General features: G+C 72.3%; 17 protein-coding genes. 6 read left to right on the top strand and 11 right to left on the bottom strand.

What is annotated here, in order from left to right:
* Window positions 1-8: 8 nt before the first annotated feature.
* From ACYVOO_RS21065 to ACYVOO_RS21035, 7 genes are all read right to left on the bottom strand, one after another.
* The gene (locus ACYVOO_RS21065; RefSeq protein WP_461017203.1) at window positions 9-638 is read right to left on the bottom strand and encodes a hypothetical protein; all 630 of its coding nucleotides are present in this window, start codon (window positions 636-638) and stop codon (window positions 9-11) included.
* A gap of 115 nt (window positions 639-753) precedes the next feature.
* A complete protein-coding gene (locus tag ACYVOO_RS21060; protein ID WP_461017202.1) occupies window positions 754-1,674 on the bottom strand; it encodes a hypothetical protein in 921 nt (306 codons plus the stop codon).
* Window positions 1,671-2,000, bottom strand: a complete 330-nt coding sequence (locus tag ACYVOO_RS21055; RefSeq protein WP_461017201.1) for a PadR family transcriptional regulator — start codon at window positions 1,998-2,000, stop codon at window positions 1,671-1,673. The genes ACYVOO_RS21060 and ACYVOO_RS21055 overlap by 4 nt, the downstream gene beginning before the upstream one ends.
* A gap of 89 nt (window positions 2,001-2,089) precedes the next feature.
* Window positions 2,090-3,226: a mandelate racemase/muconate lactonizing enzyme family protein gene (locus tag ACYVOO_RS21050; RefSeq protein WP_461017200.1), complete on the bottom strand. Its 1,137-nt coding sequence runs from the start codon at window positions 3,224-3,226 to the stop codon at window positions 2,090-2,092.
* Window positions 3,223-4,224, bottom strand: a complete 1,002-nt coding sequence (locus tag ACYVOO_RS21045) for a dihydrodipicolinate synthase family protein (RefSeq protein ID WP_461017294.1) — start codon at window positions 4,222-4,224, stop codon at window positions 3,223-3,225. The genes ACYVOO_RS21050 and ACYVOO_RS21045 overlap by 4 nt, the downstream gene beginning before the upstream one ends.
* A gap of 8 nt (window positions 4,225-4,232) precedes the next feature.
* On the bottom strand, window positions 4,233-5,678 hold the full coding sequence (locus ACYVOO_RS21040) for an MFS transporter (protein ID WP_461017199.1): 1,446 nt from the start codon (window positions 5,676-5,678) through the stop codon (window positions 4,233-4,235).
* A 127-nt stretch (window positions 5,679-5,805) separates the two neighbouring features.
* Window positions 5,806-6,432, bottom strand: a complete 627-nt coding sequence (locus ACYVOO_RS21035; RefSeq protein WP_461017198.1) for a GntR family transcriptional regulator — start codon at window positions 6,430-6,432, stop codon at window positions 5,806-5,808.
* A gap of 385 nt (window positions 6,433-6,817) precedes the next feature.
* On the opposite strand from ACYVOO_RS21035, the gene ACYVOO_RS21030 reads away from it, so the two are divergent.
* The 3 genes from ACYVOO_RS21030 to ACYVOO_RS21020 all read left to right on the top strand — a co-directional run bounded on the left by ACYVOO_RS21030 (window position 6,818) and on the right by ACYVOO_RS21020 (window position 9,934).
* On the top strand, window positions 6,818-7,189 hold the full coding sequence (locus ACYVOO_RS21030; RefSeq protein WP_461017293.1) for a PaaI family thioesterase: 372 nt from the start codon (window positions 6,818-6,820) through the stop codon (window positions 7,187-7,189).
* A 193-nt stretch (window positions 7,190-7,382) separates the two neighbouring features.
* Window positions 7,383-9,206 (top strand): sensor histidine kinase, encoded by a 1,824-nt coding sequence (locus tag ACYVOO_RS21025; protein WP_461017197.1) that lies wholly within the window; start codon window positions 7,383-7,385, stop codon window positions 9,204-9,206.
* Window positions 9,207-9,220: 14 nt separating this feature from the next.
* Window positions 9,221-9,934: a response regulator gene (locus tag ACYVOO_RS21020; protein WP_461017196.1), complete on the top strand. Its 714-nt coding sequence runs from the start codon at window positions 9,221-9,223 to the stop codon at window positions 9,932-9,934.
* A gap of 143 nt (window positions 9,935-10,077) precedes the next feature.
* On the opposite strand, the gene ACYVOO_RS21015 is transcribed toward ACYVOO_RS21020, so the two are convergent.
* The gene (locus tag ACYVOO_RS21015) at window positions 10,078-11,883 is read right to left on the bottom strand and encodes an eCIS core domain-containing protein (protein WP_461017195.1); all 1,806 of its coding nucleotides are present in this window, start codon (window positions 11,881-11,883) and stop codon (window positions 10,078-10,080) included.
* A 4-nt stretch (window positions 11,884-11,887) separates the two neighbouring features.
* Window positions 11,888-13,738 (bottom strand): flavin-containing monooxygenase, encoded by a 1,851-nt coding sequence (locus tag ACYVOO_RS21010; protein ID WP_461017194.1) that lies wholly within the window; start codon window positions 13,736-13,738, stop codon window positions 11,888-11,890.
* Between the two features lie 181 nt (window positions 13,739-13,919).
* Between ACYVOO_RS21010 and ACYVOO_RS21005 the strand changes: the two genes are divergently transcribed.
* Entirely contained in the window at window positions 13,920-14,573 is a 654-nt protein-coding gene (locus ACYVOO_RS21005; RefSeq protein WP_461017193.1) for a TetR/AcrR family transcriptional regulator, read from the top strand.
* Between the two features lie 45 nt (window positions 14,574-14,618).
* On the opposite strand, the gene ACYVOO_RS21000 is transcribed toward ACYVOO_RS21005, so the two are convergent.
* Window positions 14,619-15,539, bottom strand: a complete 921-nt coding sequence (locus tag ACYVOO_RS21000) for a helix-turn-helix domain-containing protein (protein ID WP_461017192.1) — start codon at window positions 15,537-15,539, stop codon at window positions 14,619-14,621.
* A 134-nt stretch (window positions 15,540-15,673) separates the two neighbouring features.
* On the opposite strand from ACYVOO_RS21000, the gene ACYVOO_RS20995 reads away from it, so the two are divergent.
* On the top strand, window positions 15,674-16,192 hold the full coding sequence (locus ACYVOO_RS20995) for a peptidoglycan-binding domain-containing protein (protein ID WP_461017191.1): 519 nt from the start codon (window positions 15,674-15,676) through the stop codon (window positions 16,190-16,192).
* 77 nt (window positions 16,193-16,269) lie between these two features.
* Here ACYVOO_RS20995 and ACYVOO_RS20990 read toward each other — a convergent pair whose 3' ends face one another.
* Window positions 16,270-17,211 carry a helix-turn-helix domain-containing protein gene (locus ACYVOO_RS20990; RefSeq protein WP_461017190.1) on the bottom strand — a complete coding sequence of 314 codons (942 nt, stop codon included), beginning with the start codon at window positions 17,209-17,211 and terminating at the stop codon, window positions 16,270-16,272.
* Window positions 17,212-18,099: 888 nt separating this feature from the next.
* On the opposite strand from ACYVOO_RS20990, the gene ACYVOO_RS20985 reads away from it, so the two are divergent.
* Window positions 18,100-20,001 (top strand): FHA domain-containing protein, encoded by a 1,902-nt coding sequence (locus ACYVOO_RS20985; protein WP_461017189.1) that lies wholly within the window; start codon window positions 18,100-18,102, stop codon window positions 19,999-20,001.
* Window positions 20,002-20,248: the final 247 nt, after the last annotated feature.

Below are 20,248 nucleotides of genomic sequence, written 5' to 3'. Positions count from 1 at the left end.
ACGACGGGTCAGGAGGGCAGGGCGGATTCCCGTAGCGGCCCCGCGGCGGGTGGCACGGGCGGCGGTTGGGGCGTGGTGCGTATCCGCGTCCTCAGCGTCAGGGCCAGCCAGACGATGCCCGCGCCCGCGACGACCTGCGCGAGCGCCCCCGCCACATCGGGCAGCAGCGAGGCGAAGCCGGACGGCACGGCGGTGAGCGTGTAGAGCCAGGCGCCGCCCCCGTAGCCCGCGCGGATCAGGGCCGTGCCGAACAGCAGGGCGCCGACGGTGAACACGAGGCCGGCGGCGAGGAAGACCGGGAGCGTGGGACCGCTCTCCAGCAGCTTCTCGACCTGACGGTCGGAGAGTTGCGAGAGGGCGTAGGCGCGGGTGACGTCGATGCCGCAGACGAGCACGAGCCCGCAGAGGTTGAGCAGGAAGCCCCAGTCGAGCAGGCGCCCGGCACTGCCCGCTCCGGCACGTGCGACGACGTAGAGCCCGGTGATCAGCAGCACGCCGAGCAGCGGGACGAACACGCCGAGGGTGTTGGGCAGCGGATGTTCGTTGCCCGGCAGGTCGACGGCGGCCGAGTCGGCCGCGAGGAACAGTCCGGCGGCGATCCCCGCACCGGCCGCGAACGTCAGGACTTTCGGTGCCACCACGGTCATGGTGCCCTCCGAAGGGTAGGCGACAACTATGCCTCACGACGGTATACCGCTTACCGACGTAGTGGCTAGAGGTGGCCGCCGTCCACGCCCTCCGGGTGCCCGTCGCTCAGAGCCGGACCGACTCACGGATCGACCGCCGTGTCACCAGCCACGCCAGCACCAGCCCCGAGCCCATCAGCAGCCAGCGCAGCAGCAGGACGCGCCGCTCCGCGCCGAGCGGCGCCGCCAGCGCCTCACCGAGCGCGCCGAGATCGCTGACGACCAGCCGCGCACACCACACCGTCGCGCCCATCGCCGCGAGCCGGGGGTCGTACCAGCCGAGCACCAGCAGCGCGGCGGGCACCACACCGGTCAGCGCCACGGACACGGCGGCACCGGCCGCCTCGCTTCCCACCGCGAGCGCCAACGGCCAGCCCGCGCACGGTACGAGGGCCACCGCCACGCCACTCCCCCACCTGGCCCGAACCGGCGGTGGCATCCCCGCGCACAGCCCCGCGACGGCCACCGCACACGCCCCGCCCACCCCGTCGGCCCCCGCCGCGAGCGCGCCCGTCGCACCGGCACCCGCGAGGAGGACGGCCACGACGCGGCCCGCCGCCCCCGACGTCCCGAGGGCACCCGGCACTCCGAGCGCGCAGGCTCCGGCAAGGGCGAGCGCGACGGCGGAGGCGGCGAGCACGGGCGTCGGGGCGGGCCGGTCCGCCCATATCCGCGCGGCGGCTGCGACGAGCAGGAGCACGGCGCCGAGGTGGACGCCCTGCCGCCACACCAGGGACGCGGCTCCCCCGGTCCGGTGCCGGGACCGCGTCCTCAGCACGAGGCCGCACAACGCGGCCAGTTCGCCGCACCGGTCACGCGTCCCGGCCCCGGACCCGAGTTCACGCGCCGTCAGCGCCACCTCGTGCCGGAACTCGGGCCCGACACCCTCCAGCCACCCGGTGAGCCGCCCGACGGCCCGCTCGTACGCACGCAGCGGACATGCCCCCCGTAATCCGCGTGCCCCGTCCGAACCGCCGTCGCCGCTCATGGCGCCTCGATCCCGAGCCGCGCGTACGCGAGCCGCGCGTTGGCGGCGAGCCGCCGTGCCTCGTCCAGGAGGAGCGCCTGCCCCTCGTCGGACAGCCGGTAGTAGCGCCGCGCGGGGCCGCCCTCGCTGCGCTCTCCGTCGAAGACGACGTGCCCCTGCGACTCCAGCCGCTCCAGTGCCCCGTACAGCGTTCCCGCGCGGAGCACGACGCGCCCCTCGGACATCTCCTCGACGGCCTTGATGATCCCGTACCCGTGCAGCGGTCCGGCGCCGAGCGCGGCGAGGACGAGGAAGGTGGGCTCACGCAGCGGTGCCGATTCCGTCATGCCACGACTGTACCGACGGCTGTACCGGCCGCGGGTGTACCGGCCGCGGATATACCGGCGGGCCGCTGCGGGAGCCCTGCGTCCCGGTCCTACATCCAGGCCGTCGACCCGTCCGCGCGTACCGGGACCCGGCGGGTCCAGGAGACCCAGTCGTCGGTGGCGAGCGCCTCCTCGTCGATCTCGATCCCCCAGCCGGGCCGCTCTGGCCGCAGCTCCAGATGGCCGTCGACGGGGAGGTAGGGGTCGGGGCACCAGGAGGTGTCGTCGGGTTTGAACTCCAGGATGCCGAAGTTCGTGGTGGCCGCCGCGAAGTGCACGTTCGCGGCGGTGGCGAGCGGGCCCATCGGGTTGTGCGGGGCCACCGTGACGTAGTGGGCCTCGGCGAGGGTGGCGATCTTGACCATCTGGGTCAGGCCACCGACGACGCAGATGTCGGGCTGCACGATGTCCGTGCCGCCCGCGGTGAGCAGTGCGAGGAACTCGTGCGGGGTGTAGAGCGATTCGCCGGTCGCCAGCGGCACCTGGAGTTCCGACCTGATGCGGGCCCAGGACGGTATGTGCTCGGGGCGGATGGGCTCTTCGAGGAACAGCGGCTGGTGCGGGGCGAGGGCCGCGCCCAGCTCGACGGCCTGGCGCGGCTCCCACAGGCAGGCGTGTGCGTCGAAGGCGAACTCCCACTCCTCGGGCAGTTCCTCCCTGATCCGGCCGAAGTAGTCGCCCAGCGCGCGGACGACCAGACCGTAGCGGGTGCTGTGCAGGTCGCGCCGGTAGGGGCTGAGCTTGAACGCGGTGAAGCCGAACCGCTCGTGCAGTGCCCCGGTCGTCTCGCGCAGTCGGGGGAGGTCGGGTGCCGAGTAGAGCCCGGCGTAGACACGCACCCGGTCGCGGACCGCGCCGCCGAGCAACTGGTAGACGGGCACCCCGAGTGCCTTGCCGTTGATGTCCCACAGTGCGTGGTCGATGGCGGCGACGGCGGCCGTGCCGAGTGCGCCCGGCGGGAAACGGGAGGACTGGAGCAGGAACTGATTGACGGCGGCGGGCCGCAGCGGGTCCATGCCCCTGATCTGCGCGAAGAGGTGGTCGAGCAGGGGCGGGTAGGCGAGGTCGGGGCCGTGGTTGTAGACCTCGGACCAGCCCGCGAGACCGGTGTCGGTGGTGATCTTCACGAGGACGCGCGGGCGGTCGCCCACGCGTTGCCGGTAGGTGTGCAGTGTGTCGATCTTCATGCGGGCTGCCGCTCCGTCTCCGTCGCGTCGAGGGCGGGCACGAGTGCTCGCCAGGGCCGTATGGACTCGGTGACCTCGGCGGCCAGTTCCGGGGCCAGGCCGTGGCTGGGCGCGCGCACCTCGCGTCGGCACAGCCCGAGCTGGTGCATGGCCTCCTTGACCACGGACACGTTGTTGGCCGAGCGGTCGCGGGCCCGCAGGTCCTCGAAGTGGCGTACGGCGCGCCAGACGTCGGCCGCCTCGTCGTAGTCGCCGGCGCGCAGTGCCGCGAGCATCCGCAGCGACACGGCGGGGGCGACGTTGACCAGGCCCGAGGTGAAGGCGCGGGCACCGGCCTGCCAGTAGGCGGGTGCGTAGGATTCGGCCAGGCCCGCGATCCACAGCAGGCCCTCGCCCGTCGTGCCCTCCCCCGCCGTGCCTGCCCCCGCCCGCTCCTCCGCCATGGCCTCTTCCGCCCGTGCCCTGGTGGTGGCGAACACCACCGGGTCCGGCACGGAGTACTTCAGCCCGACGACGTTGGGTGCCAGCGCGGCGAGGCGTGCGACATGTGTGCCGGAGACGGCCGGGTTGCTCAGATAGGGCAGGACACCGAGTCCGGGCACTGCGGCGGCTATCGCCGCGTTGTACTCGACCCATCCGTCGGCGGCCAGATACGGCACCACCGGCTGGTGGATCATGATCGCGTCGGCTCCGGCGTCGTGGGCGAAGCGTGCGTCATCGATGGCCGTCGCGACGTCGTACCCGACCCCGGCGACGATGGTCGTCGTGGCCGTGCGTGCCTCGACGACGGTGGTCAGCACCTCCCGCCGCTCGGAGGGCGCGAGCGCGTAGAACTCTCCGGTGTTGCCGTTGGGCGTCAGCACCGAGATCCCGTTCGCGATCAGTCGCGCTGCGAGCGCGGCGGTGCGGGCGTGGTCGATACGGCCGTCCTCGCCGTAGGGCACGACCGGGATCCCGATGACGGTGCTCAGCCGTGCGACGAGGTCCTCGGTGTTCAAGGTGGTGCTCACGCGGGGTTCCTTCCCGGTCCGGGGGTGGTGGGGGCGATGACGGCGTCGGCCGGGGTGACGGGTTTGATGTGCACCCAGAACAAGTAGATGGCCGCGCTGACGAGGCAGCAGGCGGCGGAGCCGAGCAGCGGGCCCAGGTAGGAGCCGCCGCCGGCGGTGAGGAAGAGGCCGATCACGATCGGGCTGGTCAGGTTGCCGAGCTGGGAGCCGAAGTTCTGGAAACCGGCGACCGAGCCGACGGTCGCCGGGGACGAGGCGACCTCGGCCGGCAGGCTCAGGATCGCCGCTCCGGCGAAGGAGTGGGCGGCGTTGCTGAGGGTCAGCACGGTCATCAGCACGAGGTTGCTCTCGATGAAGGGGGCGAACCCGATGCAGGCGCTCAGGCCGAGCCCGGAGACGATCGGGACCTTCCGCGCCAGGTTGGTGGAGATCCCGGCCGCCAGCATCCGGTCGGAGACGATGCCGCCCAGGACGGTGGACCCGATGGCGATGACCGCGGGCACCCAGCCGACCATGCCGAACTCGGCCTCGGTGAAGCCCCGGTCGTCGAGGAGATAGCTCGGGTACCAGGTGAGGAAGAACGCGCCCGCGAGGGAGCGGAAGACATACCCCGTGGTCAGCGCCCACACCTGGTTGTCGCGCAGCAGCCGCCGCCACGACACGTCGGCGCCGGAGGTGCCTGCCGGTCCCGACCCGTCGGCGGCCACCATCTCGCCCTGGTCGGAGCGGATGTGTGCCAGCTCGCGCGCGGAGACACGCGGGTGCTGCTCGGGCTCGCGGTAGACGACCAGCCAGCCGAGGATCCAGAGCAGTCCGGCGACGCCGATCACGATGAAGGACAGGCGCCACCCGCCGAGCAGGATCAGCCCGGTCACGACGGGCACGGACAGCGCCGTGCCGATCTGCTGGCCCATGTCGAACAGGCTGGAGGCGAAGGCCCGTTCACGGCGGGGGAACCAGCGCGAGACGACCTTGACGTTCGCGGGCTGTACCGGTGCCTCGCCGACGCCCAGGCCGAGCCGGAACAGCACCACCGAGCCGACACCGTTCGCGAAGGCGGTCAGGGCCGTCCACACCGACCACCAGCCGACGGCGACGGGGTAGATCACCCGGGGCCCGAACCGGTCCAGCAGCCAGCCGGACGGTATCTGGAAGAGGGCGTAGGTCCAGAAGAACGCCGACAGCAGCACGCCCTGCACGGCGGGGCCGATGTGGAATTCCTTGGACATGAAGGGCATGGCGACGCTGAGCGCCGCGCGGTCGAGATACGCGATCGTCAGACCGAGGGCCGAGAAACCGACGATCGTCCAGCGCATGTGGCTGCGCGCGCGGGTGTGTTCAGGGGTGTGCGTGGGGGTGTGTTCAGGGGCGTGCTCATGGGCGGGCCCGGGGGTGTGCTCGGGCACGGCTGGGACGGGCACGCGCCCGTTAGACTGGGGCATCGTTGCTCCTGGTGAGTAACGGAAGCGCTCCCCGGCGGGGAGCGTGGATCTCTGAGGTGCGGCCTGGGATCTTGGCGGTGAACGGGCCGCGCCTCTTTCCACTCATGTGGCGGTCATGGGGTGGGCGTCAGTGAGCGGGCGCCTCCTTCTTCAGGTGCCGGGCCACGAATCCCTCGATGTGGCGCCGGACGAGTGCGGCGGCCTTCTCGGCGTCGCCCGCGCGGACCTGGTCGAGGATCGCGGCGTGTTCGCGGGCCTCCTCGTCCCAGGACGGCATGCGGGCCCAGGAGGAGGCGGACACCAGGGCCGTCTGGTCGCGCAGCCCGTCGAGGGTGCGGACCAGCAAAGGGTTGCCGCAGCCCGCGTAGAGGCCGCGGTGGAAGTCCCGGTTGGCGGTGCTGCGCGACGAGGCGTCCTCGGCCCGCGCGGCCTCCTCCAGCGCCTGGGCCGCCTCGGCGAAGTCCCCGCCCGCGGCGACGCCGCGCCGCACCGCTTCCGGTTCGAGCAGCAGGCGCATGTCGTAGAGCGCGAGCGCGTCCTCCTGGGTCAACGCGCGGACGGTGGTGCCGGTGTAGGGCCGGATGTCGACGAGCCCCGAGCCCTCCAGGGCCTTCAACGCCTCGCGCACCGGCGTCTTCGACACCTGGAAACGGCCTGCCAGCTCACTCTCGACCAGGGGCGTGCCCGGTGTGAACTGCCCATTGAGGATGGCCGCTTTGATGGCCGCGAGCACATGGGCGGTGCGCGACGGCAATGCTCCCGGGCTGAATGCGGGCAGGGGCACTGACCCTCCAGTGGAATATCATACGTCGTATACGATCAGACCGTAGTCCTCCTCGTCGCGCCGGGCAATACGTTGTCCACAAGGGAAATGCGTAACGACGGGCCGCCATGTGGCGGCGCTCCGGGGGCCGTTCCCCTCTCCGGTGCCATGATGATCGCCATCGGCGGGTTCCCGCTCGTGGAACACCTCGTCGGCTGACGGACCCGCCCGCCACGCCCCGCGCACACACACGACGACGTCCGCACGAGGAGAGCACGTGGAAGACCGGACCCAGCAGGAGAACGGGAAGCGGCAGGAGCAGGCGAGCCCGGAGACGGAGGCGCGGATCCGGGGGAGCTTCGGGCGGCAGGGCCTGATGCGTCATCTCGGCGCCCGGATCACACGTGTCGAGCCCGGGTGCGTCCATATCGTCCTCCCGAACCGGCCCGAAGTGACGCAGCAGCACGGCTACTTCCACGCCGGAGCCACCAGCGCGATCGCGGACAGCGCCGGTGGCTACGCCGCCTTCACCCTGTTCCCCGAGAACACGGACGTGCTCACCGTCGAGTACAAGATCAACCTCCTCGCGCCCGCCGTCGGTGAGCACATCGAGGCGGTGGGAACAGTGCTGAAGTCCGGGCGCACCCTGACCGTGTGTCAGTTGGAGGTGTTCGCTCTCCAGGAGGGGCGGCGGAAGCTCGTGGCGAACGGGCAGCAGACCCTGATCCGGGTGAACGGCTCCACGTGACCGTGTGATTTCGTGGCCGTGTGGCCTCGTGACCGTGCTGACGTCGCGTCGCGGCACGGCACGGAACACCGCCGTACGGGGCACCGCGCGGCACGCTCCCGCAGGCACCGCACCTCACCTCTGGCTTTCGGCCGAGCACCCCCTCATCCGCAAGTCGCAGAGGACACGCGCCCCCGCCCCCGACAATGGACCGATGTCCCTCACCTCCCGAAGCGTCTTCGCGGCCCCTGGCGAACAGGGCAGGGGGCGATGGCGCGCCCTCGCGGAAGTGACCGGCGGCGCGCTGCTGATACTCCTCACGCAGGTGCTCCTGGACGGTCTGGCCGACGTGCCCGGCTGGGTTCAGTTCCTCCTGGGTGCCGCCGCCCTCGTTCCGCTCGCCGTCCGGCGCCGCTTCCCTCGCGCGAGTCTGCTGGGTGCCGCCGCCGTCCTGGGCGTGCTGCCCGCTGCCGGGCTGCCTGCCGCCGTGATCGCGTACACCACGGCCAAGCACCTGGTGGTCCCACGGCACCGGACCGCCGTGCTGCTCGCCTCGGCCGGGGCGACGATGCTGGTCAGCACCGTCTTCGCCCAGGCCACCGGGCTCGGCGGCCACGCGTTGGGCCTCACGCTCGGCGGCGTGCTCGCCGCCACCACGCTGATGGTCCCGGCGCTGGTGGGCGCCTCGGGCGGGCAGCAGGAGCGGCTGCTGCGGGCGCTCCAGGAGCGGGCCACCGCTGCGGAGGCGGCACGCCGTCTCGTGGACCGCGAGTCGCGGACACAGGAGCGGTCGCGGATCGCCGCCGAGATGCACGATCTGGTCGGCCACCGGCTCAGCCTGATCTCCCTGCACACGGGCGGTCTGGAGATGGCGCTGCGGAACGAGTCGCCCGAGCTGCGCGAGGAGGCGGTCCTGGTGCGCCGGGCCGCCGGGGACGCGATGCGGGAGCTGCGCGAGGTGCTGGGTGTCCTGGGTCCGCTGGGCCGGGACGACACCGGGAGCGGCACGCTGACGGATGCCACGGGTACGCGGTCCGACGTGGAGGCGCTGGCCGAGGAGTCGCGGTCCGGCGGCATCCCCGTCGACCTCGACTGGGAGGGCCCCGACCTGGACGAACGTCCGGCCCAGGTGCGGCGCGCGGTGCACCGGGTGGTGCGCGAGTCCCTGACCAACGTGCACCGCTACGCCACCGGAGCACATGTCACCGTGACGGTCACCCACACCGACGGCCAGGTGACGGTGCTCGTACGCAACGGGCTCCCACCGGTGGCCCCCGAGGCCGCCACAGGACTGGGCTCGGGGCGCGGCCTCGTCGGACTGCGGGAACGCGTGACACTGCTCGGCGGCACCCTGGAGACGGGCCCGACGACGGCCGGGGGCTTCGCCGTGACGGCACGGATGCCCGCGCGTCCGGAGCCGGGGGTGGGGGTGGGGGTGGGGACGGGTGCTGGTGGGGGTGCGGGGGCGGCCCGGCCTGACACATCGTCACACGTGTCGCCGGGCACACCGGACCCGTCGGACCCGTCGGACCCGTCCGACCCCGAGCACCACGCGCCCGGCGTCCGTCGGCCGAGAACCGTGCGTGTCCTCACCGGGTTTCTCGGCCTCGCCGGGGTGGGCGTGATGATGCTGGGCGGCCTCCTCCTCGTCAGCGCGGCGAGCCCGCAGCCCGCACCGCCCGAACCCGAGGAGCCCCGGATCGGGATGTCCCGCGAGAAGGTGGAGGACTCCGTGTACGGGGACGACACCACGGCGCGCGCGGCGGCGACGGGCCACGAACCGCGCCGTCCGGAGAACGTGACGGACTGCCTCTATCCGATGGTGCCCCTTGAGGACTTCGAGCCGTCGGCCGAGGACGGGGGCGAGGGCGAAGGCTCGGCATCCGGGGAGCCCACGGACGCCACCGACCCCGACCCCGTGGAGGGCCCGGGCCACCTCAGGATCACCCGATACTGTTTCCGCGGCGACACGTTGGCCGCGATCGACCGCTTCACCGTTCCGGTGGTGTCGCAGACACCACCGTGGGAGTCCCCTTGACCGAGAGAACCGATATGACCGAGCTTCCTCCGTCCGACGACCACCCCGTCAGGGTCCTGCTCGCGGACGACGAGGAGATGATCCGGCACGGCGTCCGCCTGATCCTGCGGCATGCCGACGGCATCGAGGTGGTCGGCGAGGCGAGAAACGGCGAGGAGGCCGTGCGGGTCGCCGCCGAGACATGTCCCGATGTGGCGCTGATCGACATCCGGATGCCCGTGCTCGACGGGCTCGCCACCGTCGAGCGGCTGCTGGCCCTCCGGCCACGGCCGCAGGTCGTCATGCTGACCACGTTCGGCGACGAGGAGAACGTGACCCGCGCGCTGCGGTCAGGTGCCACCGGCTTCCTCCTCAAGGACGAGGGCCCGCAGGAGCTGATCAGCGCGGTGCGGGCCGCCGCGACGGGCGACGCGGTCCTCTCCCCCGGAGTCACCGGCACCGTCATCGCGCGCATGCTGGGCGGCGTCGCCGGTACGCCGGGGACCGGGAAGGCGTCCGGGGCCGCCTCCGACGCCAGCCCCGAGCGACGGCTGGCGGCGCTCACGGGCCGGGAGCGCGACGTCCTCGCGCTGCTGGGCCGGGGCCTGGCCAACGGGGAGATCGGCCAGGAGCTGAACATCGGTCTGGGCACGGTGAAGACCCACGTCAGCGCCATCCTGGAGAAGACGGACACGGACAGCCGGGTCCAGGCGGCGGTACTGGCGTACCGCGCGGGGCTGCTGTCCTGAGCGCGTTCTCCGACATGACGTCCCGTTCGCCGACCTCGGGCCGGACTCCGTCATGGGCATCGCCATCCGTGGCAGCCTGCCACTCCACCGCGCTCGATCTGCTCACGCAACGCCTCGCCTGAGCGGGGCCTATCCGGGGCATATCAGGGCGCGTAGTGCGGGTTGCCGGTGATCTGCGGCCCGTATGCCTGGAGGGTGAACGGGTGTATCCAGCCGGTCTTCCCGTAGCTGCGCTGTGCGGCGTTGTCGTGCCGGACGCCCTGTTCGCCCATGAGGTGGGCGCAGTCGGCGCAGGCGGGCTGGGTGGTCCGGATGATCGCCCTCGCGCCGCCGCCGTCGCCCCACACCTTCATGATCCTGCATTCCGCGTGGTTCGCGGTGGTACCCACGTAGCCGGGACACACCTCAACGGCCGTCGGGAACCAGCCCGGCAGGGCCGCCGTGTTGGCTCTCAGGTCCTCCACGGCGTCCCAGATGTCGTTGAAGAAGGCCGGGCGGTTGGCGGACGACGACGAGAGGTACAGGGTGTTGCCCAGCAGCCCGCACCCCGTGTTGCCCTGTCTGATGTGCCAGACCGACGCGATGGACTCCAGGAAGGACGCCTCGTCGGCCAGGCTGATGGTGGTGTGCTGCGGCGCCGCCTGCGGGGCGAGCGGGAGTTGCGGGGGTGCCTGCTGGACTCCGGGGTGGACGTCGAAATCCTCCTGGAGGATGTCCATCACGTCGTCCCACGAGACGCGCTCGTCGTCCTCGGTGAGCACGTCGACCACCAGCTCCACGTACGCCCGCACATCGGGATGGAACTGCTCGACGAGTTCGGTCAGCAGCCCGCTCTGGGCGAGTCTCTCCCGGCTGATCCGCCTGTCACGGGCATCGGTGAAAACGCGCTGCACCGCGTCCGTGCGCGTCGCGCCCCCATGATCCGTACCGTGCTCGGCCGCCGCGGCTCCGGTGACGGCCGGTGCGGGCCCGGAAACGGCCCGCGCCGCACCGGCCGCCGCCTCGCGCTCGAAGCGGTCTCCGGGGTCGGAGACCGCCAGCCCGTCCCCGGTGTCGGTGCCCGCGACCGGACCCTGCCGCTGCTGGATGACATGGATCAGCTCGTGGGCGAGGGTGTCCTTGTCCGCGCCGCCCTCGCCGATGACGACGTGGCTGCCGGAGGTGTAGGCGCGCGCCCCGATCTCGGCGGCGGAGCGCTGCGCCGCCGGGCCGGTGTGCAGGCGTACGTCGGAGAAGTCCGCGCCGAGCCTGCCTTCCATGTCCGCCGACACCGCGGCGTCCAGTGGCCGTCCGGGGCCGCGCAGCACGTCGTGGACGGTGGAGCGCCGCACCGGAGGCACCGGAGCTTGGTGGCCGCAGGAGGCGTCGTGCGTGTGCCGCTCGCGCTGGAGCATCCGGATCACCGCCGCGTTGCCCATGGCGAGCCCTCCGGCGAGTTCCGCCGGGGCTACACCGCCGGAGCCACCGTCGGCGCCGCCGCCGTCGCCGCCGCCGTGGGGGAACAGCTCCAGCAGGCGGCCGTCAGGGCGCATCGCGTTGACGAACAGCCGGTCGCCCACGCAGGTGATGCCGTTGGGCACCCGCACCTGGTCGGAGACGGCCGTGTACTCGCCCCGGGGACTGCGGCGCCACACGATGCCGGGCACGAGGTCGGCGATGTACATCGAACCGTCCGCGCCGAAGGCGAGGTCGTCGGGCGACCGGACGGGGCCGTCCATCGGGACCACGACCTCGATGTCGGCGGTCGCGGGGTCGACGGCGCTGATCTGTCCGGCCAGATACTGGGCCACGTAAAGACGGCCGTCGGGCCCGAACGCGACACCGTTGGACCCCCACAGCGGGTTGGCCTCCAGGAGCCGCCGCACGCGCCGGCGGGTGCCGGACGCCGGGCCGCCACCCGCCGGGTCCTGCCCGTACCTGCTCGGCGGTGTCGCCGTGTGCTCCGCCATCCGTTCAGGCACCTTCCTCGCCGGTCGCGGCGAGGACGTCGGTGATGCCGCCGTTCTCGCGCCACCTCTTGAGGAGAGCGTGGAAGGCGACGGGGCCGTCGCCGAAGGCGCGGAGGCCCCGGCGCGGGTTGCCCTCGTTGTTGTAGTAGCCGGGGGTGCACTCGGCGTGGAACTGGTACAGGTCCACTGCCTTTTCGCGGAGCGTGCGCTGCCAGCCCTCCTCGGCGTCCGCCGTGGGCTCGATCTCCCGCGCACCGCGCCGACGGGCCTCGGCGACGACGTGTGCGACGTGGCTCGCCTGCTCGTCCAGGATGTGCACGTAGTTCACCGAGGCGGCGTTCTGGAGCGGGCCGAGCTGGAAGAGATTGGGGAAGCCGCGGGTGTAGAAGCCGTGCAGAGTGCGCGGGCCCTGGGCCCATGCCTCGAAGAGGTTGACGCCCTGCCGCCCGGTGACGGGGATCGCGCCGGACAGGATCCCGGAGGCGCCGACCTCGAAGCCGGTGGCGAAGATGACGCAGTCCACCTCGTAGGAGGTGCCGCCGACGACGACGGCGTTCTCGGTGATCTCCTCCACGCCGTGGGTGTCGGCGGTGTCCACGAGGGTGACGTTGGGCCGGTTGAACGTCTGGAGGTAGTGGTCGGAGAAGGTGGGCCGCTTGCACATGTAGCGGTACCAGGGTTTCAGTGCCTCGGCCGTGACCGGGTCGGCGACGATCTCCTCGACGCGGGTGCGGATCTCGTTCATCTTCGCGAAGTCGGCCAGCTCGTAGGCGCGTTCGCGTTCGGCCTCCGGCAGCTCCCGCCCGTCGTGGGTGCTCGGGATGAGCTTGCGCTGCAACCGGGCTGTACTGGTCCAGCCGTCGTCGACGAGGTCCTCCTCGGCCTGGCCGCCGGTGACCAGGGTGAGGAAGTTCTCCATCCGCCGCCGCTGCCAGCCGGGTTCCAGGGTGGCCGCCCACTCCGGGTCGACGGGCCGGTTGGCGCGCACGTCCACCGAGGAGGGGGTGCGCTGGAACACGAACAGGTGCTCGGCGTCCGCGCCGAGGTGGGGCACGCACTGGATGGCGGTGGCGCCGGTGCCGATGACGGCGACGCGCTTGTCGGCGAGCTTGTGCAGGTTTCCGTCGGCGCTGCCGCCCGTGTAGGCGTAGTCCCAGCGGCTGGTGTGGAAGGTGTGCCCGGTGAAGGTCCCGATTCCGGGGATGCCCGGCAGCTTCACCTCGCTCAGTGTGCCGGAGGCCGTGACGACGTACCGGGCCCGGATGCGGTCGTCCCTGTCCGTGTTCACCACCCATTCGGAGGTGTCGTCGTCCCAGTCCAGGCCGGTCACCAGGGTCTGGAAGCACACGTCGCGGTACAGGTCGAAGTGGCGCGCGACGGCCCGTGCGTGCTGCCGGATCTCCTCGCCCGGCGCGTACCGCCACTTCGGTACATAGCCGACCTCCTCCAGCAGCGGCAGGTAGATCGACGCCTCGATGTCGCAGTGGATGCCCGGGTACCGGTTCCAGTACCAGGTGCCGCCGAAGTCCGAGCCCTTCTCGATCACCCGGATCGACTCGACCCCGGCCTGCCGCAGCCGCGCCCCGGCCAGCAGCCCGCCGAAGCCACCGCCGACGACGACCACCTCGACCTGGTCCGACAGCGGCTCGCGGGTGAACCCGCCGTCCGCGTAGGGGTCTTCGTCGTAGTACCCGAACTCGCCGGTGACGCGCTGGTACTGGCGGCTCCCGTCGGGCCGGATCCGGCGGTCCCGTTCCGCGCGGTACCGGGCCCGCAACGCGTCGAGATCGAGGCCGAGTCCGGCCTCCCGCACGTCGCGCGGATTCGGGTCGGCCGGGGCGTGGGGGGCGGACATCCGGGCTTCCTTCTCTCGGAGGGAAACGCGTCCGACTACGCGCGCGGAGCGCGGACGTCGAGGCGGATCCGCAGCGTCGCATAAATTTTTCTCACCGTGCAACATTTCCCCATGGGTGATTTTCCGCCTAGGTTGGGCCCTCCGGATTGCCGTCGGCCATCGGATCTAAGCTAGGGCGGTCATGAGCACTGGCCTGCGTGAACGCAAGAAGGAAGCGACGCGTCGTTCCCTGCACGACGCCGCCGTCCGCCTCGCCCTGGAGCACGGGGTGGAGAACGTCACCGTGGAGGCGATCGCCGATGCCGCGTTCGTCTCCCGCCGCACGTTCTCCAACTACTTCGCCAGCAAGGAACAGGCGCTGTTCCACCGCGACAGGACGCAGGTGGCCAGTCTCGTCGCGCATGTGCGGGCCCGACCCGACGACGAACCGCCGGTGCGGGCGCTGCTGCACGCCGCCGAGCGGATGCGCGCCGAGAGCGCGGAGCGCGACCGGGACGCGGGACGCGACGGGGAAACCGGGCGCGGCGGGGACACGGAGCGCGGCGGGGGCACGCGGCGCGCCGTGGACGGGAAGCAGTACCAGGAGCTGCGCCAGCATCCGGCCCTGCTCAGGGAGCTGGCCGCCACCTACACCGCGATCGAGCGCGATCTCGCCTCGGCCCTCGAACCACGGCTCCCCGCGGGGCCCGACGCGGCCCTGCACGCCCGGATGCTGTCGGCGTCGTTCCTCGCGCTGCTCCGCGTCTGCGGCCAGGAAGCCTTGGAGAACCCCGACCGCGACCCGCTGGACCTGCTGCGCCAGGCCATGGAGCTGACGAGCCAGGGCACGTCCTGACGGAGCCCCCGTCCGGGCGTGGGCCCTCGTGAGCCCCGCACTCCCTCACGACGGCACCGGGGACGCCTCGGGAAGCGGCGTGCTGCCGCCGAAGTCCGTGCACCCCTTGTCCCCCGACTTCAGCTCCCAGCACGCCTTGACGTCCTGCGGCGCTGGCGCCCCCAGCATGAAGGTGAAGGCGGCCAGGTTGGCGTCGTCGGGCACGGTCTCGTCGTAGGTGCGGCCGTCCTCGCGTACCAGCTCGATCCGGTCGCCGGGATGCGCGGACTTGATACGTGCCCACGCGGCACGGCACACGCTGCTGTAGCGGACCTCCACATACGACTTCTCGGGCTGCTGCGCCGCCGAGGTCCACGCGTCACCGCCGCAGCCCTTGTCCACGGGGTCCTTGCCGTCGCACGTGGAGCCGTGGCACTTGGCCTTCACGCCCTTGACCGGCTCCTCGGTCGGCGTGGCGCCCCCGGCGGCCCGCTGCGCACCGCCCTCGTCGTCCCCCGTCGGAACCCCGACGACCACCCCTGCCGCCGTGACCACCACGCCGACCGCGAGTGCCGCGAGGAGCAGCCGGTTGCGGGACGGCCTGCCGGGCGCCCCGGTGCCGCCGACGGGCCCCGGGCCCACCGGACTCGGCTCCTCCTCCGCCGGGCCCGGTTCCTCCCGCGCCTCGTCGGGGCCGTCGGGCGCGAGCGCCCTGCCCCGGCCGCTCCAGGCGGCCTCGGCCAGTTCCCACAGCGCCAGCAGCCGTGCGGCCTCGACGTCCGGCCTCGCGGCGAGCGCCTGCACCGCCTGGAGCGGCGGGAGTTGGCCGCCGTTGAGATACCGCTCCCAGGACGACTTGCTGTACGCCGTGCTCCTGGCCAGCTCCGCCAGGCTGATGCCCAGCGTGTCCTTCGTACGCCGCAGCTCTTCGACGAGACGCCGTACATCGGGCTCCAGCGTGTCGGGCAGCGCCCTCCAACCGTTCATCTCCTCGGTCCTCTTTCTCTCGGGCTCGCACGGTTCTCTGGTTCAATTCCGGGTGACGGCGCGGCGGACGAATGCGCGGACGACGGGGACAACCGGGACGACGGGGACGACGGGAAGGTCACATGTCCTTGCGGATGGCACGCACACTCACCGTCCTGCTGGCCCTGACCGGCTGCGCGGGAGGCGCCCAGGAAGACGGGAGTCGGCCCTCCCCCTCCGAGCGCCCGGAGCACCGGTACGTGAGCGGGGGTGGTGCGCTCGCTGACGACTGGTCGGACGAAGGACTGCTCGGGGAGAATCTGCCGACGCACAGCGATCTCGTGGCCATGTGGCAGACGGTGCTGTGGTCGGACGGCTACCTCAAGCGCTCGGGGATCGACTGCCACTACGCCAAGGCCACCCGTGAGGCCACCCGCACCTGGCAGGGCAACCGTTCCCTGCCGGCCGACGGCATCGTCGGCCCGCAGACGTTCGCCGCCGCCGGGGAGCGGCTGGTCCGCCGCGAGGGCATGGTGATCTACCGGGGCGAGCAGCACGCCGTGTCCTTCCGGCGCGCGGACGACGGCAGGTACCTGGTGGAGGACTCCGGCACCTACAAACCGCTGCGGCGGGACCGGGCGACGCTGGAGGTGTGCGCGAAGGCGAAGGGCTGAGCGGGCCCTCGGCGGTGACGGCCGTCGGCGCGCGGGTAACAGCCGTCGGCGCGCGGCCTGTTCGCGACGGCGCCCCATCAGTCGGTCCAGGCCCGGTCGCCGGAGTCCACGCAGGACTGGTGCCCTTCCAGCACGGCGCACACCTGCACGTTCGCCCCGACCTCGGCGCCGACGGCCGCCATGCGCGTGCGTTCCGTACCGGCGTCGGCCCAGAGCTGCCCCGAGCCTCGGGTGCTGAGTGAGAGCCCCTCGACGCCGTCGGCCGGGGTGACCTGGCCCCACACCGCACGGCAGGCGGCGCTGTGGAAGACCTCGACACGGTGCTGCCTGGTGTCGTAACGGCCCAGTGCCTGGCCGTCCTTGGCACAGCCCGTGCGCACGGGGTCCCGCCCCTGGCAGCGTGCGCCCGTGCAGCGAGGCGCCGCCCGCGCGGGGTACTCGCCCGTCATCTCCGGGGGGACGGGCCAGGGCCATGCGGGGCGGCCGGCCGGCTTCCCCTCGGAGCCGGGCACTGTGGCGAGGAGCAGCAGGACGAGAACGGCAACCGTCCAGCGGAGCGCTCCGGTTCCGGCCCACCCGGCCCACCCGGCTCGTCCGGCCCGTCGAGCGTGTCCGGCCCGTTCAGCGTGTCCGGCCGGGCCCGCGGGGCCGCCGGGCGTCAGGACGGCGGTGGAGACGGGTCCGGCGGCGGAGACGGGTCCGGCGAGGGGCGGGGTACCCGGGGTACCGGGCTCCCCTCCCTCACGCGCCCATGCCTCGGCGGCCGACTCCCACAGCACTCTGAGCCGGACCCTGGCGGGTTCGTCGAGCCCCGCCAGCTCGCCGAGCGCGGCGACGGCCTCCCAGGGCGGGAACGCGGCGCCGCTGAGATAGCGCTGCCAGGACGAGGCGCTGGAGGCGGTCTTGCGTGCGAGGGCGGCGAGGCTGAGCCCGGTGCGGTCCTTCAGCAGACGCAGCCGTTCCACGAGGCGCCGTACTTCAGGGCGCACCTCCACGGGCAGTGGACGCCACCGTGCCATCAGCCCTGCCGACCTCCCGTTCCGCCATCCCCGGCCTGGCGCGCGGGAACGGCCCCGCGGCGGAGCGCTGCGCCGCGCCCGTTCACCGGGTCCTACGCGCCACGCGGGCGCGTGAGTTCCCCGGGCGACCAGTGAATCGTTGCGGCGGTCCGCGTCCGCTGGTTTCCGGTCAGGGCCGACGAGGCGGAGGCGCGGTCCGGCGAAGCGCCAGGCACACGGCCCGCGCGACGCCCGTCGAGGCGTCCCAGTACGACCCGCCGGGGCGCACCAGGCGATGCGTCATCGCAGGTCAGACGGGCGGGACGGGGCGGGCTTCCCGTTTTCTCCCGCGGCTGCGCTCCCGCGTTGCCCATGCCGGGGAGGTCCGCGAACCATGAGCGGCACGCACCGGGCGTACCTGTTCAGGGCGCCCGTACCTCTCTTCCAAGGAGCGCAAAATGACCAACCGTCATCACGGCCACGACGACGACTCGTGGTCCTGGCAGCGCCGCGTCTGATGTCCGTCCTCGCGTCGTACCGGGGAACGAAGCACGTGGTGTCCGCCGCCGGATCGGGGCGGACGGCAAGGGCGGCGGCGGAGGGCCGCCCCTGCGGGCCCCGGGCGCGGGGATCCGCCGGTCGGGGGGCCGGCGGAATCCCGTAGCCCGTGCCGTCGAATGCCGTCGAATCGCCCGCCGAGCTGGTCTCGGCGGGCGGTTCGACGCGCAGGTCGGCCGGATACCGCCGTGGGACGGGCCAGAAGACGCGCGCGCCCGTGGCCTCGTGAACATGTGGCCGTGCTCCGCCGTATGGATGGAGTGGCAGGGCGGCCGCGGTTCGGCCGCCCCACCGCACGGTCCCGCTGCCGTTGGCCCCAGTGCGGACGGCCGAGGATCGTCAACTCGTTGGATGAAGGGAATCCGAGGACTCATGCCTCCCGAAATTGTTGGTCGTCGAGGTTCTCTGGCCGGCAGGCGGTTCGGTATCGGAACGCAGCCCCTCACATTCGGCCGCAAGGCGGCGAACAGTGTGGTGATCGGCGAGGTGAGCATCTCGCGGTTCCACGCCGAGGTACGCCGCGAGGGGCACGGCTTCGTCCTGTACGACCTGGGAAGCAGCAACGGGACCTTCGTCAACGGGGAACGCTTGACCTCCCGCGTGCTCCAGCCCGGCGATCTGATCACGATCGGTGAGGAGACGTTCCGCTTCGAGGCGGCCGGTCCGATGGAGACCATCATGGACCTGTCCGTGCTCCAGGCGCTCACGCCGCCCCCCGCCGAGGAGCCGGTGCCGGTGCTCAGGGTCACGGTGTCGGGCGGCGGGCCCGTCGGCCTGGCCTTCGCCCTGCTGCTCGAATCCCTCCTCGGCGCCCAAGTCGCCCTCACCGTCTACGACGGGCGCTGGACCCGGGCCGGGGGCAGGGTCGTGTGGAAGGACGAGAAGCAGGGCAACGTACGGCGTCAGCAGGTCGTCACGGTCCAGAGCCGCCAGTATCTGAACCTTCCCGAGGAGGTCCGGGCGAGGCTGTTCAGGAGCGGCACGTACACCGAGATGTGGCCGTCGGGCCCCGACTCGATCCGCGGTTGCCACCCGCGGAACATCCGGATCGCCTACGTCGAGGACACGCTCCTGGAGATGGCCAACGAGAAGCCGGACCGCATCCGCCTGGTCCCCGAGCGGTTCGACCCGGCCGAGCACGGGCGGCGAGCGGCGTCGGACCACGTGCTCGCCGTCTGCGAGGGGAGCCGCTCCCGCACACGCGAGCACTTCGCCGAGAAGTTCGGCCGCGCGGACAAGTCCATCTACTCCCTGGAGGGCGAGCATCTCCAGGACGTGGTGCTGGGTCTGCGGGTGAGGTCGGGGCTCCCGGACCCGATGTCCGTGCTGCTGACCGTGGCACAGAACCGGTTCCTGCTGAACTCGCAGCACGGCGAGGGCTTCCTCAACATGCGGCTCACCGACGAGGAGGCCAGGGAGGTCGTGGGCATCGACCCCGTCCGGCAGGTCTTCGAGGAGTGCGTCGCCTCCCGCCCGTGCGTGATGAACCGCGGCGAGGACGGTGACTTCCGCTGCGACACCCACAGCACCCTGTTCCTGCCGGCACTGCTCAAGGGATCGGCGCTGTGGAAACGAGTGAGGGAGGGCCTGAGGCTCTTCGCCGTACCCGAGTCCGACCTGACGGCCGTCACCGCGTTCAGGCTGGACATGGTGCAGCGCCCCCGGTTCACCGCGCGGCTGCACCCCAGGACGCCCGCGAGCCCGGGCACATACGGATTCCTGCTCGGGGACGCCGCCAACGCCATCCACTTCTGGCCCGGGCGCGGCCTCAACAGCGGCCTGGGCTCCGCCATCTCGCTCGCCCGGTCGCTCAGCGGCACGTGGCGGGGGCGGCCGTTCCGCGACGCGGACTTCGTCCGCCACGAGGCGGCCATGTCGATGCTCCAGTACCGGCACAAGAGCCGCGCCTGGAACTCCATGATCACCACGGATGAGAACGGGACGACACGCGCCATCAAGGACCGGATCCAGCAGGGCATCACCGAGTCCGCGGAGGGGAGCCCGGACCGGCAGGCCGACCTGGAGGCTCTCATGGGGCAGCTACGGGCGATCCGCGCCCGCCTGGCCCCACGGCTGCCCGGGACGCCCGACGACGCGACCCTGCTGGAGCACCTGTCTGCGCTGGACGGCCAGACCCTGCACACCTTGGTCCGCAGTGGCGCGTGGGACACACAGACCGTGGGCGGCGAAGAGGTCGACATCGACATCTTCTACCCCGAGGAACGGCGGCTGGACCCGGCCCTGGCGGGGTGAAGCCCGCACACCCCGACGCGCCCGTGCACGACGAACCGGTGCCGTCCCGCTACGCGTTGAAGGTCGGCGACATCGACGTGACGGTGATCAGCGACGGCACACTCCAGACAGCCGCCGAGACGTTGGCCGCCAACGTCGCCAGGGCCGACCTGTCGGCCTGGCCACGCTGCCGACCGCCCTCGGTCACCGGGCGCGGGAGGGAGCGGGAGGGAGGGGCGGCCGACCCCCGTGCGGTCGCCCCTCCGTC

It is taken from the genome of Streptomyces daliensis, assembly GCF_054782395.1.
Note: the sequence above shows the minus strand (reverse complement) of the source record. Positions and strands in the feature narration are given on the sequence as shown.

What these genes read in the sequence shown, in the direction of transcription:
- ACYVOO_RS21025 (WP_461017197.1), top strand. Translation starts at nt 7,383, where the DNA reads ATGTCCCTCACCTCCCGAAGCGTCTTCGCGGCCCCTGGCGAACAGGGC.
- ACYVOO_RS21000 (WP_461017192.1), bottom strand. Translation starts at nt 15,539, where the DNA reads ATGAACGGTTGGAGGGCGCTGCCCGACACGCTGGAGCCCGATGTACGG.
- ACYVOO_RS20985 (WP_461017189.1), top strand. Translation starts at nt 18,100, where the DNA reads ATGAAGGGAATCCGAGGACTCATGCCTCCCGAAATTGTTGGTCGTCGA.
- ACYVOO_RS21040 (WP_461017199.1), bottom strand. Translation starts at nt 5,678, where the DNA reads ATGCCCCAGTCTAACGGGCGCGTGCCCGTCCCAGCCGTGCCCGAGCAC.
- ACYVOO_RS21005 (WP_461017193.1), top strand. Translation starts at nt 13,920, where the DNA reads ATGAGCACTGGCCTGCGTGAACGCAAGAAGGAAGCGACGCGTCGTTCC.
- ACYVOO_RS21010 (WP_461017194.1), bottom strand. Translation starts at nt 13,738, where the DNA reads ATGTCCGCCCCCCACGCCCCGGCCGACCCGAATCCGCGCGACGTGCGG.
- ACYVOO_RS21055 (WP_461017201.1), bottom strand. Translation starts at nt 2,000, where the DNA reads ATGACGGAATCGGCACCGCTGCGTGAGCCCACCTTCCTCGTCCTCGCC.
- ACYVOO_RS21060 (WP_461017202.1), bottom strand. Translation starts at nt 1,674, where the DNA reads ATGAGCGGCGACGGCGGTTCGGACGGGGCACGCGGATTACGGGGGGCA.
- ACYVOO_RS21030 (WP_461017293.1), top strand. Translation starts at nt 6,818, where the DNA reads ATGCGTCATCTCGGCGCCCGGATCACACGTGTCGAGCCCGGGTGCGTC.
- ACYVOO_RS20995 (WP_461017191.1), top strand. Translation starts at nt 15,674, where the DNA reads ATGGCACGCACACTCACCGTCCTGCTGGCCCTGACCGGCTGCGCGGGA.
- ACYVOO_RS20990 (WP_461017190.1), bottom strand. Translation starts at nt 17,211, where the DNA reads ATGGCACGGTGGCGTCCACTGCCCGTGGAGGTGCGCCCTGAAGTACGG.
- ACYVOO_RS21020 (WP_461017196.1), top strand. Translation starts at nt 9,221, where the DNA reads ATGACCGAGCTTCCTCCGTCCGACGACCACCCCGTCAGGGTCCTGCTC.
- ACYVOO_RS21050 (WP_461017200.1), bottom strand. Translation starts at nt 3,226, where the DNA reads ATGAAGATCGACACACTGCACACCTACCGGCAACGCGTGGGCGACCGC.
- ACYVOO_RS21015 (WP_461017195.1), bottom strand. Translation starts at nt 11,883, where the DNA reads ATGGCGGAGCACACGGCGACACCGCCGAGCAGGTACGGGCAGGACCCG.